11 protein-coding genes are annotated in these 16,016 nt (G+C 37.1%); 5 read left to right on the top strand and 6 right to left on the bottom strand.

Annotated elements, in window-relative coordinates:
- Window positions 1-58: 58 nt before the first annotated feature.
- A complete protein-coding gene (locus BMY50_RS23630; RefSeq protein WP_093330146.1) occupies window positions 59-298 on the bottom strand; it encodes an AtpZ/AtpI family protein in 240 nt (79 codons plus the stop codon).
- 355 nt (window positions 299-653) lie between these two features.
- Here BMY50_RS23630 and porW point away from each other — a divergent pair, with 355 nt between their 5' ends.
- The 3 genes from porW to uvrC are packed head-to-tail and all read left to right on the top strand — an operon-like array spanning window position 654 to window position 7,576.
- Window positions 654-3,488, top strand: coding sequence for a type IX secretion system periplasmic lipoprotein PorW/SprE (gene porW / locus BMY50_RS23625; RefSeq protein ID WP_162276664.1), 2,835 nt, complete (start codon window positions 654-656; stop codon window positions 3,486-3,488).
- A gap of 15 nt (window positions 3,489-3,503) precedes the next feature.
- A complete protein-coding gene (locus BMY50_RS23620; RefSeq protein ID WP_093330136.1) occupies window positions 3,504-5,744 on the top strand; it encodes a penicillin-binding protein 1A in 2,241 nt (746 codons plus the stop codon).
- A 2-nt stretch (window positions 5,745-5,746) separates the two neighbouring features.
- Window positions 5,747-7,576 carry an excinuclease ABC subunit UvrC gene (uvrC, locus tag BMY50_RS23615; protein WP_093330131.1) on the top strand — a complete coding sequence of 610 codons (1,830 nt, stop codon included), beginning with the start codon at window positions 5,747-5,749 and terminating at the stop codon, window positions 7,574-7,576.
- Between the two features lie 47 nt (window positions 7,577-7,623).
- On the opposite strand, the gene porN is transcribed toward uvrC, so the two are convergent.
- The 4 genes from porN to BMY50_RS23595 all read right to left on the bottom strand — a co-directional run bounded on the left by porN (window position 7,624) and on the right by BMY50_RS23595 (window position 11,812).
- Window positions 7,624-8,490 (bottom strand): type IX secretion system ring subunit PorN/GldN, encoded by an 867-nt coding sequence (gene porN, locus BMY50_RS23610; protein WP_093330728.1) that lies wholly within the window; start codon window positions 8,488-8,490, stop codon window positions 7,624-7,626.
- A 10-nt stretch (window positions 8,491-8,500) separates the two neighbouring features.
- Window positions 8,501-9,799 (bottom strand): T9SS ring complex lipoprotein PorK/GldK, encoded by a 1,299-nt coding sequence (gene porK / locus BMY50_RS23605; protein WP_093330126.1) that lies wholly within the window; start codon window positions 9,797-9,799, stop codon window positions 8,501-8,503.
- 223 nt (window positions 9,800-10,022) lie between these two features.
- Window positions 10,023-10,787, bottom strand: coding sequence for a uroporphyrinogen-III synthase (locus BMY50_RS23600; RefSeq protein ID WP_093330123.1), 765 nt, complete (start codon window positions 10,785-10,787; stop codon window positions 10,023-10,025).
- 20 nt (window positions 10,788-10,807) lie between these two features.
- Entirely contained in the window at window positions 10,808-11,812 is a 1,005-nt protein-coding gene (locus BMY50_RS23595) for a DUF4271 domain-containing protein (RefSeq protein WP_162276663.1), read from the bottom strand.
- 311 nt (window positions 11,813-12,123) lie between these two features.
- On the opposite strand from BMY50_RS23595, the gene BMY50_RS23590 reads away from it, so the two are divergent.
- Window positions 12,124-13,563 carry an NAD-dependent succinate-semialdehyde dehydrogenase gene (locus BMY50_RS23590; RefSeq protein WP_093330115.1) on the top strand — a complete coding sequence of 480 codons (1,440 nt, stop codon included), beginning with the start codon at window positions 12,124-12,126 and terminating at the stop codon, window positions 13,561-13,563.
- A 62-nt stretch (window positions 13,564-13,625) separates the two neighbouring features.
- Here the strand turns inward: BMY50_RS23590 and BMY50_RS23585 are convergent, their stop codons facing one another.
- Window positions 13,626-14,591: an isopenicillin N synthase family dioxygenase gene (locus BMY50_RS23585; protein ID WP_093330111.1), complete on the bottom strand. Its 966-nt coding sequence runs from the start codon at window positions 14,589-14,591 to the stop codon at window positions 13,626-13,628.
- A 272-nt stretch (window positions 14,592-14,863) separates the two neighbouring features.
- Between BMY50_RS23585 and BMY50_RS23580 the strand changes: the two genes are divergently transcribed.
- Window positions 14,864-15,985 (top strand): M42 family metallopeptidase, encoded by a 1,122-nt coding sequence (locus BMY50_RS23580; RefSeq protein ID WP_093330723.1) that lies wholly within the window; start codon window positions 14,864-14,866, stop codon window positions 15,983-15,985.
- The last annotated feature ends 31 nt before the right edge of the window (window positions 15,986-16,016 follow it).

The following is a 16,016-nucleotide window of genomic DNA, read 5'->3' as shown; positions in this document are numbered from 1 at the left end:
AAAATTAGAGGCAAAAATCGAAATCAACACAACGCTGATATTGCACAAGAAAAACAGCTCATTTCTTTTTTATTACAGACCAGATCGTCCCTACCAAACTTACACATACGCCGATTAAGGAAAGTATAGCAGTGTAAATACCTACTTCCCCCTTTTTAGCCAGATCTATCTTATAGCCTATAAATGCAAAAATGCCAATGGTGGCAATCATCTGAAAACCTAATCCAGTGTAATAAACATAGGCATTCCGCTCCTTTTTTAAGGGAGCACTTTCTTTATCAAAATCTTGTTTAGCCATATACCTAAAAGTTTGTTAAAGTTACAGCTTGTTTAGAAGATCACAAAAAAACGCAAAACAGCTTTTGGGAAACCACTTATTTAACCAAAAATAATCTTTATAATGAAGAAATTTTATTTATGTTTATAAACCATTTGGTTCTTAAACTGCGAATCAAGGCGCCTTTTTTGAACCTGCTTAGATTTATATTATTAACATTTATATACTCTTTTAAAAGAAAAAGAGAAAAACTTAGTAAACAAATTAGGGAGCTCTTATATTTTAAGCCTGAAGAGGTTTAACTTTGTACATATTTTTAAAACCGATGTATCGTCAACAAAAACTTATAAACGGCCAGTCAAATACCAATTGGTTTATGTTAAAACCTTTATTCAAAGATTCGAGCGGATTCTCTTTTTTATTTTTGTTTTTTTTTACGGTGTTGATTTCTAGTTGTTTTACTAAGAAAGAGAAAGCTGAGAAAACTAATTTTGGTCAGAATATAACGACAAAGTTTAACATTCTTTATAATGCCAATAAGCTACTTGACGAGGCAGAAGAAACCAGGATAAATAGTACAAAACCTAATTTTCAGCATGCATTACCTGTATTTATTGAACCAAACGAAGCAAGTATTGCAAGCAACACTAAACTTATGGATTCCATTATCCAGAAATCAATTACTATCATAAATGATAAAAGTGAAAGTAAATATATAAACAATGCTTATTTTCTAATGGCCAAAGCCAATTATGAAAAAGGGAATTATTATAATGCAGCCGAATTTTTTTCTTATGTGATCAATACCATTACCGTTACTAATCAAAAACTGTTAGAGCCTGCACTTGCATGGAAGGCTCGATCACTCATGCAAATAGGGTATTTAGATCAAGCTTCAAAGGTATTAGACTCAGCATTTATTGCCGCCGGGAATAATAAACACCCGTCAGCCATAACATATGCCAGCCAAGCGCGTTACTATCTAGAAGTAAATAAAAAAGATGGGGCGATTCAAATGCTAGATCTGGCGATTAATACGAGCAGTAACAAGAAAGAAAAATTGCGCTGGCACTACATCTTAGGTCAACTCTTATACGATACTGGAGATTATTTGATGGCTAATAAGCATTTTGATAAAGTTGTTAAAAGCAATGCCTCTTATGAAATGGCATTCAATGCGGAACTGAATCAGGTATTTATGCAGAAAGACTATGGTGATTCTTCTCTTGTTGGTACCGTTTCAAGGCTAAAAAGAATGCTTAAAGATGATAAGAACAAAGGTTTTACAGATCAGATATATTATATAATCGGCGAATCGTATTTAAATCACAATCAGGAAGACGAGGCAATCAAAAATTATAAATTATCGCTCAGGGAGCCGAGTAATAATAATTTTCAACGTGCTTCAACGTACCTTAAAATGGCCGATATCTATTTTGATAAAGCTACATATGACACCTCAAAACACTATTACGACAGCACAGCTACCCTAATAGATGCTAGTTTTCCCCAATACACTATTATTCAGGCTAAGATAGCGAACTTGGATGATCTCGTTAAGCACTTAAACATTATTACAGAACAAGACCAGCTGCAGTATCTAGCTAAACTCCCTGAAAAAGAAAGGTTGGAAACAATTGACAGTATTTTTGAACGTAAAGAAAAAGTGGCTATCTCCCTTAAAAAAGAAAAAGAGAATAACAAACAAAAGGAGGTAACAAATCCTGAATACGCAACAAATTTTTCGAATAAGCAGTCAACAGATAAGCGTTTTTATTTCAATAACCCGAATGCTATTAGTAATGGACTTACAGAATTCAAAAGACGTTGGGGCAACAGATCATTGGAAGATAACTGGCGAATCCGCAACAAGCAAGCTTCTCTTGCAGCCGGAAATAACACAAAGATTCCGCTAGCCAATTCTGAAGATAAGGCTAACCAGCCTGATTCCGCTGCTATCGTAACAAAAGAAGATTTTGTAAAGGCCGTTCCGCTAACCGAAATTGCTTTAAGGGAATCAAATAATAAAATCATAGCATCATATTTAAAATTAGCAGAAATTTATCGTGACAATCTAAAAGACAAAGAAGCAACAGCAAAAATATATACAAGCTTGCTAGAACGTTTTCCTTCCATTGAAGAAAAAGACTTTGTGCTATACAACCTATATAGATTGTATACTGAGTTAGGCGACCAACGAAAAAATATGTATAAAAATCAACTGCTGACCACTTCACCGGAATCGATCTATTCCAAAATTATAAACGACCCCAACTATTTAAGCAAATTGGGAGAAGAATCACAGACGCTCAATAATATCTATATTGACGCATATAATATGTATGCTGATAAAGATTATGAGCAAGTCATAGCAATTGCCGACAGTTTGAATATCGTATTCGGTAAAGACAACCACCTTGATATTGCTGCACAAATGGCTTATTTAAAAGCATTGGCTATAGGAAGGACTAGCTCTTTACAAAGCTTTGAGCAAGAATTGAAAAAAATTCAAAGTGATTACGCTGATAATAAGCTTATTTCGCCTTTACTAACGCAACACCTAAGCTATATTGATTCTAATAGAGTATCTTTGCAGGACAGAAAAATTGCAATAATGGATATTGAAGACGGTAGAGAGCAATTTGTAGATGAACCGGTTTTAACCAAATGGCCGGAGCTTACATTTAATCGCGCGGAAACACCGCCGCCGCCCCGGAGGTCTTTGGCAGGAAATTTGAGCAATCAGCAAAACATACAAGTAACACCATTTAATAGTACAGTCAATTTGCAAGGCAAAGTCAAAATTGCATCCTATAAACAAGGCCAACAGATTAACAGTTTTAGGGACCTAGAACTCTTACCAGACTCTGCTATCTATTACTTTGTTATTAATGTGGATAATGCAAAGGTAAATTTAAGTCCCTCAAGATACGGCATTGGCCAATTTAACAGAGGTCAATACTTAGATAAAAATCTCACACATCAACTTAAAAAGGTCGATGATGAGCTGCAGTTGATTTACATAGGAAAATTTTTCTCTTATGAAGACGCCAAAATCTACCTTGATAGAATTACACCGCAGCTAAAGACGATCATGAAAATACCGGCTGAAAATTATCAACCCTTTATTATAACTGAAAAATATTTAGAGGAAATTACTGATTTTGATAAAGTTAGCGACTACCTTATCAAATACAAAGAGCAACTCTAAGTCATAAGAATAAAAATGCAACGTAATACCAAAAAACAAAACAACAAGCTAACGAACGAAGATATAAAGCGCTACACCCTTTCCTTTTGGAAATTTTTTGTTGGGCTTATTATTTTAGGCTTTCTATTTTTAATAAGTATTGGGCTTGGATTATTTGGAGAACTACCTTCCTTCAGAGATTTAGAGAATCCGAAAAGTAATCTTTCTTCTGAAATAATTTCCGCTGATGGTGCTGTGTTAGGTACTTATTATATTCAAAACAGATCAAATGTTACCTATAAGGAATTATCACCCGCTTTAATAAAAGCGCTTATTGCAACAGAAGATATCCGATTCAACTCACATTCCGGCATTGATTTTAAGCGTACATTTACCATTATATTTTATAATTTAATAGGAAAAAAGCAAGGCGCTAGTACAATCACGCAGCAGTTAGCTTTAAACCTTTTCCAAGAAGAAGGTCGAGCAAGATCGTTTTCTAAAAGATTCATCCAAAAATTGCAAGAATGGATCATTGCAGTTCGCCTAGAGCAAAACTACACCAAAGAGGAAATACTTACTATGTACTTGAATACGGTAGACTTTGGTGCCTATAACACCTATGGTATCAAATCGGCCGCAAGAACTTATTTTAATACTACGCCCGGCGAACTCAACCCAGGACAAGCGGCTGTTTTAGTAGGTATGTTAAAAGGCCCTGGTATCTACTCCCCTATCCGTTATCCTAAGAATTCCATCAACAGACGAAATACCGTATTAGACAATATGCGCAAATCAGGCTTTCTGACGGCAGCCGAAGCTGCTTCTTTTAAGGAAAAACCATTAGGGCTTACTTTCAGACCAAACGTTTATGGTGATGGGATAGCGCCTTATTTAAGAGCTGTTTTGAAAACCGACATCAAAAACATTTTCAACCAACTTTCTATCACAAAGGCAGATGGAACACCGTATGACTTAGATAGAGATGGATTGAAGATTTATACCACCATTGATTCTAGAATGCAGTTATACGCCGAAGAGGCGCAAAAAACAATGATGAAAGAATTACAGGTGACCTTCAATAACCAGTATAAAGGAAGAGATCCTTTCAAGGGTTTAGAGGTACTGCTGGATAGGGCGGTGAAACAATCTGATCGCTACCGTTGGCTAAAAAACGCAGACCAGTCTGATGAGGAAATTAAGAAGAATTTTAACAGCCCCACCAAGATGAGTATATTCAGTTGGAAAGGTGAATTAGATACAACAATGACACCTATGGATTCCATCAAGTACAATAAACTTATGCTTAGGAATGCTATGATGTCTATGGAGCCTCAAACCGGCTATGTGAAGGCATGGGTAGGAGGTATTAACTTTACGCATTATAAATACGATCAGGTTAAAATGGGGGCGCGACAGCCTGGCTCCACCGCAAAACCTTTCACCTACGCAGTTGCTATTGATAACGGTTATTCTCCTTGTTTTAAAGTACCTAATGCCCCTATCAATGTAGACGGATGGGCTCCTAAAAGTGAAAGTACGGTTGCAGGCCCTATTACCTTAAAAACTGCATTAGCGCATTCACAGAACTGGGCCACTGCAGATGTAATTCAACGAGTTGGAGCGCAAAATGTTGCCAATCTGATTAAGAATATGGGCATAACGACGGATGTTCCTGCTTACCCATCAATCGCTTTAGGAACCTTTGATGCTTCCGTGTATGATATGGTTGGGGCTTACTCTACCTTTGTGAATCATGGGGTGTGGACACAGCCTATCTACCTGTTACGCATTGAGGATAAAAACGGTGCCTTAATTTATGAACATACAAAAAAAGTGAAAGTGGTCATGAATGATCAATCTGCCTATGTGATGGTTGATATGTTAAAGGGTGTAGTAGAAAAAGGCTCCGGTCAGCGTGTTCGTTGGAAATATAAATTAATGAATCCAATCGGTGGTAAAACCGGTACTTCTCAAAGTAACTCGGATGCTTGGTTTATTGGAGTTACGCCACAATTAGTGAGTGGTGTATGGACAGGTGCCGAGGAAAGAGCAATTCACTTTAGTACAACCGCACTTGGGCAAGGAGCTAATGCAGCGCTCCCCATGTTTGCACTCTTCATGCAGAAGGTGTACGCCGATAAAGAGTTGAAATATTCGCAGGGAGATTTTGAACTCCCGCCGGGAGGTTTGCAACGCGAATTGGATTGTAGCAAATATCAATATGATTATCCTTCAGAAGATGAGCGGAAGATAGATGATCGATTGGATTTTTAAGCATGGATATTTTTGATTATCGGGAAGCATTAAAAAAAATACCGCACAGGCCCGGTGTTTATCAGTACTATGATAAACAGGGAATACTTATATATATCGGTAAGGCAAAAGACTTAAAGAACCGTGTAAGCTCCTATTTTCTAAAGGATGAGTATTTACATAATGCTAAAACTAGGGTACTGGTACGGAAAATCAACAAAATTACTTTTACTATTGTTGATACCGAAACCGATGCCTGGCTACTTGAAAATAGTCTTATAAAAAAACATCAACCTCGATATAATGTGCTACTCAAGGATGATAAGACTTATCCTTGGATAGTTATTAAAAACGAACGTTTTCCACGAATATTCTGGACGCGAAAAATCATAAAAGACGGATCAAAATATTTTGGCCCTTATGCATCTGTGGGGATGATGCATGCCATCCTAGGTGTTATAAAAGAATTATTTCCTTTGCGAACTTGTAATCTTCCCTTAACTCCAACAAATATTGAACAGGGAAAATTCAGAGTTTGCCTTGAATATCAAATAGGAAATTGCAAGGGGCCTTGTCAAGCTTTTCAACATGAACATGATTATAATGCCAATATCGATAACATAAAAGATATTCTTAATGGAAAAACGGGTATCGTATTCAAGCAATTAAAGGCAAATCTTGATTCGGCAATAGCTCATCTAGATTTTGAAGGCGCACACGCACTTAAACAAAAACTGGACTTACTGAGTAATTACCAAAGCAAGTCAACCATCGTTAGCAATACAATAAACGACGTTGACATATTCAATATTGCTTCTGAGGAGGGCTACGCATTTGTAAACTTCTTGAAGGTAATGAATGGAACGGTCATACAGACGCAAACAATCGAGTTAAAAAAACGTCTTGATGAAAGTGATCAGGAATTGTTGAGCTTAGCTGTCCAAGAACTTAGAACGCGTTTTAATAGTACTTCAAATGAAATCATTGTACCGTTTGCGTTAGATGTAGAAAGTCCAAATTTCAAACAAACCATTCCGCAGTTAGGCGATAAAAAAAAATTATTAGACCTTTCCTATAAAAATGTAAGTTTCTTTAAGCGGGAACGTCTCGACCAGTACGAAAAATTGAATCCGGAGATCAAAACGGAAAGGCTTCTTAATAAAATGAAGGATGACCTGCGATTGAATGTATTACCAAAACATATTGAATGCTTTGATAATTCTAATTTTCAGGGTAAATATCCTGTATCGGCAATTGTTGTATTCAAAGATGCAAAACCATCTAAAAAAGATTATCGACACTTTAATGTTAAAACGGTGGAAGGACCTAATGATTTCGCTACGATGGAGGAAGCCGTTTATCGCCGATATAAACGAATGTTAGAGGAAGAAAAATCATTACCACAACTGATTATCATAGATGGTGGTAAAGGTCAATTATCTTCGGCATTAAAGAGTTTAAAAAAATTAGGGATCGATAGGAAGGTAACCGTTATAGGGATTGCCAAACGATTAGAGGAGCTTTATTATCCGGGGGATCAGTACCCACTTTACTTAGACAAAAGATCTGAAACACTGAAAGTTATCCAACACCTTCGTGATGAAGCGCACCGCTTTGGAATTACTTTCCATAGAAACCAGCGAAGCAGAAAGACATTTCAAACAGAGCTCGAACAGATTGCCGGCATTGGTAAAACAAGCGCTGAAAAACTATTGCTGACCTTTAAATCTGTCAAGAAAATAAAAGAAGCCTCTAAAGAGCAATTGATGCAGATAATCAGCACAAAACAAGCAGATGCCGTGTTAGAATACTTCAATGAACACGTAGCAGAAAATCAAATAGAACCCAAATAATTTTTCTGCTAACGAAGAACCAACTATGAATAACGAAGAACTAACAACTAATAACTCCACAAATCGTGTTCATAGTTTAGTAACGTCTGTTTAATCTTTTCAGATTCGTATAACCTATCCACCCCTTCTTTATAATCTTTAATACGTAAATCCTCTGGATTTGATTGTTTTACTACATAGCTCGAAAAAATTCTCTTTATAAAAACATCGTCGTAGCTCAAACCTGTTGCATCATTGTTTCTATTAACAACTTCCTTATTAACAAGGATGTGGCGGGCTTCAGGAAAATAAACCCAAAAAGCTGGTTGGGGATCTAAATACACATCTGCCGCCTTAATAGGAATTAATGGTGCGATTCCAATAATGCGCGGTTCAAATACCGAACGTTGTTTGTCGAAAATCCAATCTTCCTTAATTCTAAATTTAAAGATACTATCCGTATTGAATTCACCAGATTGAAACTGTCCGCCTATTTGATTACCTTCATTATCAAACTCCGGCACAAACACACTATCAGCAATATTACTCATTAATTTTGATGGATCTAAAGGTGTTTTAAAGCTATCTCCATTTGGATCTTCTTTCGTTGGAATAGGGTCATACGCTGTTAATTCTCCTGCCATTATCGCCTTCATGAGAATATCTATTAATCTGGATTTTGGAGAGGCGAAACTTGCATTTAACCTATCTCTCAAATCGATTTCTCGCCAAACACGTTTGCTATACATCACATCCACACTTCTAATATGCGAATAAGGAATTACCTTGCGATTTTCTATATCAGACTTCTCATAATAACCATCTACCGGTGGACCATCTTGAATGGGTGTAACACTATTCGATAGATTTTCCTGCTGCCCATATGTTTTACATACAAACGCCATACAAGCCAAAATAAAAAACAATCTCTTCATTTCTATCATTCTATAAATCACGTCCTGCATAAGAGGTTACACATCTAAAACCGATATATGACTTAGCAGTATCCTGATATTCATAAGTGCGCGTGGAGTTTTGTAAAAAATAGCCTATATCTTTCCACGAGCCTCCTCGAACTACTTTACGTTTCAATATTTCAGCATCGTTTGCTTTTGCTTCATAAGAATACGTTGGGTTCATATCGTGTACAAATGAAGAAGAGGATTCTTCAAAAGAGGACGCTGTCCATTCCGCTACATTACCGGCCATATTGTATAAACCATAATCATTCGGAAAATATGAATGAACGGGAACAGTATACGCTCCACCATCGTCTGCATAATTACCTCGTCCTGGTTTAAAATTTGCCATTAAACATCCCTTTGCATTTCGAATGGTCGGCCCTCCCCAAGGATAAGGGGCTCCGTTCAATCCGCCTCTTGCGGCATATTCCCACTGATGCTCCGAAGGTAGTTCATAGGATAATCTAGATAAACGTGGTAGTCCTACCTTTTGAGCATAATTCTCGTATAACCGGGTGCGCCAAACAGCAAAGGCTCTTGCTTGGCGCCAGTTAACTCCTACTACGGGATAGTCTTGAAAAGCCGGATGAGAAAAATACCCCTCAACGAGTGGCTCATTTTGAGCATAGGAGAAATCAGCTAACCATACTAATGTATCGGGATAAATACCTATCGTATCACGAATGATGAAATCAGATCTCCGCATCGATTTGTTATTTTTGTTAGCGGCAGCCATTCGATGGTTATAGATTTCATAGTGATATTTAAGTAATCGGACATCCAACTCATCTCTACCGAATATACGGTCATCTCCCTGATAATACATTTGGTTTAATGCGTCTTTATTATCATTCTTTTTGCCCCATACGCCAGTGCCATCTCCTACTTTAGACCAATCTATAAATCGTTGCCCACCATTATCTCCTTCAGCATTTTGTACAAAAAAAGAGGGATCATTTAAGTATTGCGTGATTGCAATTGAATCACGTACCCAATTAACAAACTGTCTATATTGACTATTGGAGATTTCTGTTTCATCCATAAAAAATGCAGATTGCGTAAATTGCCTGTTTTGCGCAATTTGGGCACTGGTAATGTCTTCATCAGATAACCCAGCTATAAATGAACCGGCAGGAATGAGAACCATACCTTTGGGCGCCTTGTTTGCTTTTATTCCTTTTAACCTAACCCCTGTAAGTTCGCCGCCTGCTTTTCGATTCCCACATCCTAAAACAAGCACTAACGACACTAAAACGAAGTAACAGTAGTAAATTTTCCTCATATTTAATTGATAACAACCTCAAAACCAACCACATATTTTAACAAAATATGACATTTCAAACTTAGCGGTCTCCTAACAAATATAAATTGACTTAAGAGGTGATACTTTGTTCATTTTGTTCATTATTTATATTTTATTTTTGGTTTTTTGTACCATTTGAGCAAAAAAAATCCAGAACCTTTTAGAAGTTCTGGACACAAAAATTAATATTATTTGCGTTTTACTACTTATTAACTTTCTTAATATACTGTTCAACAGCCATGGTCATACTGGGAGATTCTGGTGTAGGCGCAGCGATATCTAAAGTTAAATTACGATCTGCAATCGCTTGGTGTGTGGTTGGCCCAAAAGCAGCAATACGTGTATCATTTTGCTTAAAATCCGGGAAATTTTCATACAACGATTGTATGCTTGACGGACTAAAGAAGACGATTAGATCATAAAAAACATCGGCCAGATCAGTAAGGTCACTTACCACCGTCCTAAATAAAACAGCCGGCGTAAAGTTATATCCATTTTCCTGCAACCAATTTTGCGTCTCTTCACTGGCAACATCAGAGCATGGGTAAAGAAATTTTTCTTTCGCATGCTTCTTTAATACCTCTTCTAAATCTTGAGCCGTTTGCTTTCCAAAGAAGATTTTACGCTTCCTGTATTGAATGTATTTCTGCAAATACAATGCTATGGTTTCTGATAAACAAAAATACTTCAAATCGGCAGGGACCTCATAACGCATTTCTTCGCATATTCTAAAAAAATGGTCTGCCGCATTTCTACTAGTAAAGATTACTGCTGTAAAATCTGCCAGGTTAATCTTTTCTTTTCTAAAATCCCTTGCCGGAACACCTTCAACGTGAATAAATGCTCTAAAATCTATTTTTAGATTGTATTTATTTGCTAAAGCAAAGTAAGGTGATTTATCGTTTTCAGGTCTTGGTAAAGTTACTAAGATACTTTTTACTTTTTTTTCTCTGTCTTCTGCTGCCACGTGTGTTTATTTTAGTTCGGTTAAATGCCTAACAACTTAATCAAAATAAGTATTGGACCAACTTCGAGGGTGCAAAGATAAATAAATAAATAAAACTTTGAAAATTGATAGCTTTTTAACACAGTACCTGAAGCCCTTATGAACTGCATCGCAAACACTAACAGAACAAACACACAAGAAATTATAATCCAAGCATTTATAAGGGAAGCTGGCACTAAACTTAGCACCAAAAGTAAAGGAATAAAAATTAGAGCAGCATTAAAATAACTTAAATATAATATAGATATATAATCTCTTACGAGCCTTTGAACACCAAAAACAAAGCCTATTCCTCTTGTAATAACGATTTTTAGCACAAACAAAATCAATACAATGCCAGAAATTGTAAAGAACAGACCTACATTATTATATCCCGTCCTAAAGTGATAGTAACTAACATATAAGTAGAGAAATAATCCGGTCGTAAATCCAAAAAGCAAATATAAAAACACAAAGGGCCACGAAGTGATTAAATTATCTTCTTTACTTATCTGCAATAAAACGCGATTACTATAAAAGGATGTTGCTATCGCCTGCAAATCTTTTATAAAAGAAATTCGAATAAGCGCCAAAAATAACACAAGAGAAAATACAGCTATCAAAATCCACGGTTCACGATACACCTTTGCTGTTCCTAATTTTTTTGTGCTCGCATAAATGATATCCTTTCCCCAGTTTAACGAATTAGCATCACGTATGATATAAACCTTTTTTAAGCTGTCCAAAAAATAATTTTTCCGCTTATCAGAAAGGGGTTTTATATATTGCAGCATCAAAGAATCTCGAACGGCTGCTAAGGAATCTTCTCTCCGCTCTAAAGAGTCCTTTATTCGCTGTTTCTCCAGTGCTCTGGCAAATCGTGCGGAATCTTGAACCAAACGTTTCAACGACAAGGAAGAAGATATTTTCTTTTGCGGACGATAGGTGCTATCCTGCGACTTATTGGTAGAACTATCTTGGACAGCAAATGCATGGCAAAACGCCATGAGTAATACTATTATAGAAATCAATCGTAATTTCAGCATTTACCTTTACAGCTATCAAAATGCAATTCCATGCTTTTGCTTAAACGGATACAAAGATAAGGACTTTAGTTCTATAATTTTCGCAAAGTTTTATTATCTGTAATACCATATACAGGTGTTTTTGTTAATTTGAATTCGAAAACCATACGATTGTACAACTGTTACTTTTTATGTTGCCTTACAAAAAGGAATCAGACATATAAGAAATACACAGGCAACGATCAGTCGGTGGTACATGCACATCGACATGGAGAAATTTAATTTTATCACGGATGAAAACAAAAAACAAATTGATTAAAGGCACTGCTTTCATTAATGGAAAAGAGGTAAAGGGCAGAAAGACTTTCGATGTTATTAATCCGGCAACAGGAGAATGTGTCATCGCCGTAACAGACCTCAGTGTAAAAGAAGCAGAAAAGGCAATAAACGTTGCGAATGGCGCATGGTCGACTTGGCGTTCTAAAGATGTACTTGAAAGAAGTGAAATACTGAGAAAATGGTATAACCTCATCGTTAAACATAGCACGGAAATTGCAGAAATAATGACGATGGAATCCGGAAAGCCATTAAATGAAAGCAAAATAGAGGTGGAATATGGTGGCTCTTTTATTACCTGGTTTGCGGAAGAAGCCTTTCGGATGTATGGTGATCAAATTATCGCGCCAAATAAAGGAAAACAAATTGTCACCATGAAACAGGCTGTAGGGGTAGTTGCCGCGATTACTCCATGGAATTTTCCTTTAGCAATGGTAACCCGTAAAGTTGCGCCGGCCTTAGCAGCAGGTTGTACCGTAGTCTTAAAACCTGCCTCTCAAACTCCTTTAACGGCAATTGCCATCGCCCACTTAGCGAAGGAAGCAGGCTTACCGGACGGTGTTTTCAATGTCATTACTTCTAAAGATTCTAAAGGAATTGGTGAGTTATTAAGTACAAACGAGAAAGTACGCAAACTCTCCTTTACCGGATCAACCGCCGTGGGTAAAGTATTAATGGCAAACGCTTCTTCAACCGTAAAAAAAATCTCACTTGAACTCGGTGGCAATGCACCATTTCTCGTATTTGATGACGCAGATATCGAAGCAGCCGTTGAAGGTGCTATTGCCTCAAAATTCAGAAATTCCGGACAGACCTGTGTTGCTGTTAACAGATTTTTAGTACAGGATAAGATATATGATGCTTTTGCCGAAAAAATTACCCAAGCAGTGTCTAAACTTAAGATCGGTAATGGCTTAAAAAAAGATGTAAAAGTGGGGCCTCTTATTAATAAGGAGGGGCTGGAGAAGGTGATTGAACATGTAGATGACGCCATCGGGAAGGGAGCGAAGGCAACCACTGGGGCAAAATCACTTGACGGTTTATTCTACGAACCTACCGTTTTAATTGATGTGCCTTTAAATGCAAAAATAGCGAAGGAAGAAACATTTGGACCAGTAGTAGCATTATTCAGGTTCAATACAGAAGCAGAGGGCATCAATATGGCCAATGATACAGAATATGGACTCGCGGCTTACTTCTACAGCGAAAACATAAAACGTTGCTGGCGGGTGGCTGAACTGCTAGAATCAGGTATGGTGGGTATTAACGAAGGAGCGATATCTACGGCTGTTGCGCCTTTCGGTGGCATTAAACAATCCGGCTTAGGTCGCGAAGGATCCAAATATGGCATTGATGAGTATGTGGAGGTAAAGTACCTCTGTTTTGGACTAGGGTAAAAAGATAAGAGGTATTGTGCTAAGGATGAAACGATAAATTCCAATACCTCTTATCTCTTCTGCTACATCTTTAACCCTATTTCTCGTAGCCGTTCATCTAAGTATTCACCGGCCGTGCAATCAGGATATATTTTAGGATGTATTTCGTCTACACAGCTTTCTAACGCAGCTAAATTCATATCTGCTTTTGGATGTAAGAAAAACGGCACCGAATAACGCGAAGTCTTCATCAATTCTCTTGGAGGATTAACTACTCGATGGGTGGTTGACTTTAGCTTGTTATTGGTAAGACGCTGTAACATGTCTCCTACATTTACCACAATATCTTCGCCGTAAGCCTTAACCGGGAACCAATCGCCGCTTCGTGTCAGCACTTCCAATCCGTCAGCACTTGCCCCAATTAACAACGTAATAAGATTTATATCTTCGTGCGCACCAGCACGCACTGCATCGGGAGAAATCGCTTCAGGATTTTCAATGGGAAAATAGTGAATAGCACGTAATATTGAATTGCCGTTTTTTACCTTATCTTCAAAATAATCTTCATCAAGCCCCAGATATAACGAAATTGCTTTAAGTAAGGATCTACCGGCTATTTCCAAGCGCCGATAAACTTCCCCCGTCACCGCATCAAATCTTGGCAGCTCCTGTACCTTTACATTTTCCGGATAAGATTTTTCAAGTTCATCATCCCCTATAACCGTTTGCCCTCTTTGCCAAAATTCTTTTAAATCGGGTGTGTGGGCATCTTTTGCTTTTTCTTTCCCTTTAGAAGTGTAGCCTCTTTGGCCCGCCAAGCCGGGCACTTCATACGCACTCTTTTTTTCCACAGGTAACGCAAAAAATTGCTGAACAGTTGCGTAAAGTTCTTCTATTAAGGCTTTATCCATTCCATGGTTAGTGATGGTTACGAAACCGGTCTCCGTGAATGCTTTTCCTATATCATTAGAAAATTGCTCTCTCTGCGCTGGTGTTCCCTCAACAAAATCTAATAAATCTAATCGAGGAATATTAACATTGCTTGTCATATAAAGGATTCTTTTGTGGGTAAAGTTACAAAGCTTTTTTAAATGTTGGCCGATCCAGACAACTACCAAAGTTAATACTTATTTTCAGTCTTTAGTTTTTCAACATTTAATAACCCACCATATCCTATTTGCCAGCCTCTCCAACAAATTACATTCTCAACATTAAACTACTTAGTGCGTATCTTAAATCTTCGTAAGTTTTTTTTGTACTTTTGCTTACTCAAATGTTTTTATGTATCCCTTGCATAAAGCAGAAAAGCATAGATATTATTATGGCAAAAACAAAAACGACTACTGTAGAAAAGAAACATACGCCTATTGTTTTGAAAAAAGGCTTAAATTTTTTTGAAAAATACATTAACAATGCTTCACCAACCGGCTACGAATGGGAAGGACAACGCCTCTGGCTGGATTATATTAAACCTTATGTAGATGAAACATTTATTGATAATTATGGAACTGCTGTAGGTGTAATCAATCCCAAAGCATCTTATAAAGTAGTTATAGAAGCTCATTCAGATGAGATATCATGGTTTGTGAATTATATCACTAATGATGGTTTGCTCTATGTTATTAGAAATGGTGGTTCTGATCATCAAATCGCCCCCTCTAAACGCGTAAATATTCATGGAGACAAAGGCGTTGTAAAAGCTGTTTTTGGCTGGCCGGCAATCCATACCAGAAGTGGTGAAAAAGAGGAAGCTCCTACCTTGAAAAATATTTTTCTGGATTGTGGATGTACCAGCAAAGAGGAGGTGGAAGAGCTTGGTATACATGTAGGATCCGTTATCACCTATGAAGACGAATTTATGATGCTTAATAATAGGTATTATGTGGGAAGAGCATTGGACAATAGGGCTGGAGGCTTCATGATTGCAGAAGTTGCGCGATTATTAAAAGAAAACAAAAAAGAACTTCCTTTCGGTTTGTATATTGTTAATGCAGTACAAGAAGAGGTTGGCTTGCGCGGGGCAGAAATGATTACACAAAAGATAAAGCCAAATGTAGCTATTGTAACAGATGTTACACATGACACACAGACACCAATGATAAATAAAATTACACAAGGTGATCTTGCTTGCGGAAAAGGTCCGGTTATATCTTATGCACCCTCTGTTCAGATAAATCTAAATAGATTATTAATAGAAACTGCAACTGAAAGAGAAATACCTTTTCAAAGACAAGCTTCATCTCGTATTACAGGAACAGATACAGACGCTTTTGCTTATTCAAATGGAGGCGTTCCTTCTGCATTGATATCTCTACCACTACGTTATATGCATACCACTGTTGAAATGATCCACAAAGAAGATGTTGATAATGTAATCAGCTTAATTTATGAGGTGTTGCTAAAAATCGAAGATGGTCAGGATTTTAGAACATTTATAAAATAATGATCATTTTTCAGTCTTTTTCAGCGCTAGA

The sequence above is a fragment of the Olivibacter domesticus genome (genome assembly GCF_900109575.1).
Taxonomy (GTDB): domain Bacteria; phylum Bacteroidota; class Bacteroidia; order Sphingobacteriales; family Sphingobacteriaceae; genus Olivibacter; species Olivibacter domesticus.
This window is presented reverse-complemented; position numbering and strand designations above follow the sequence as displayed.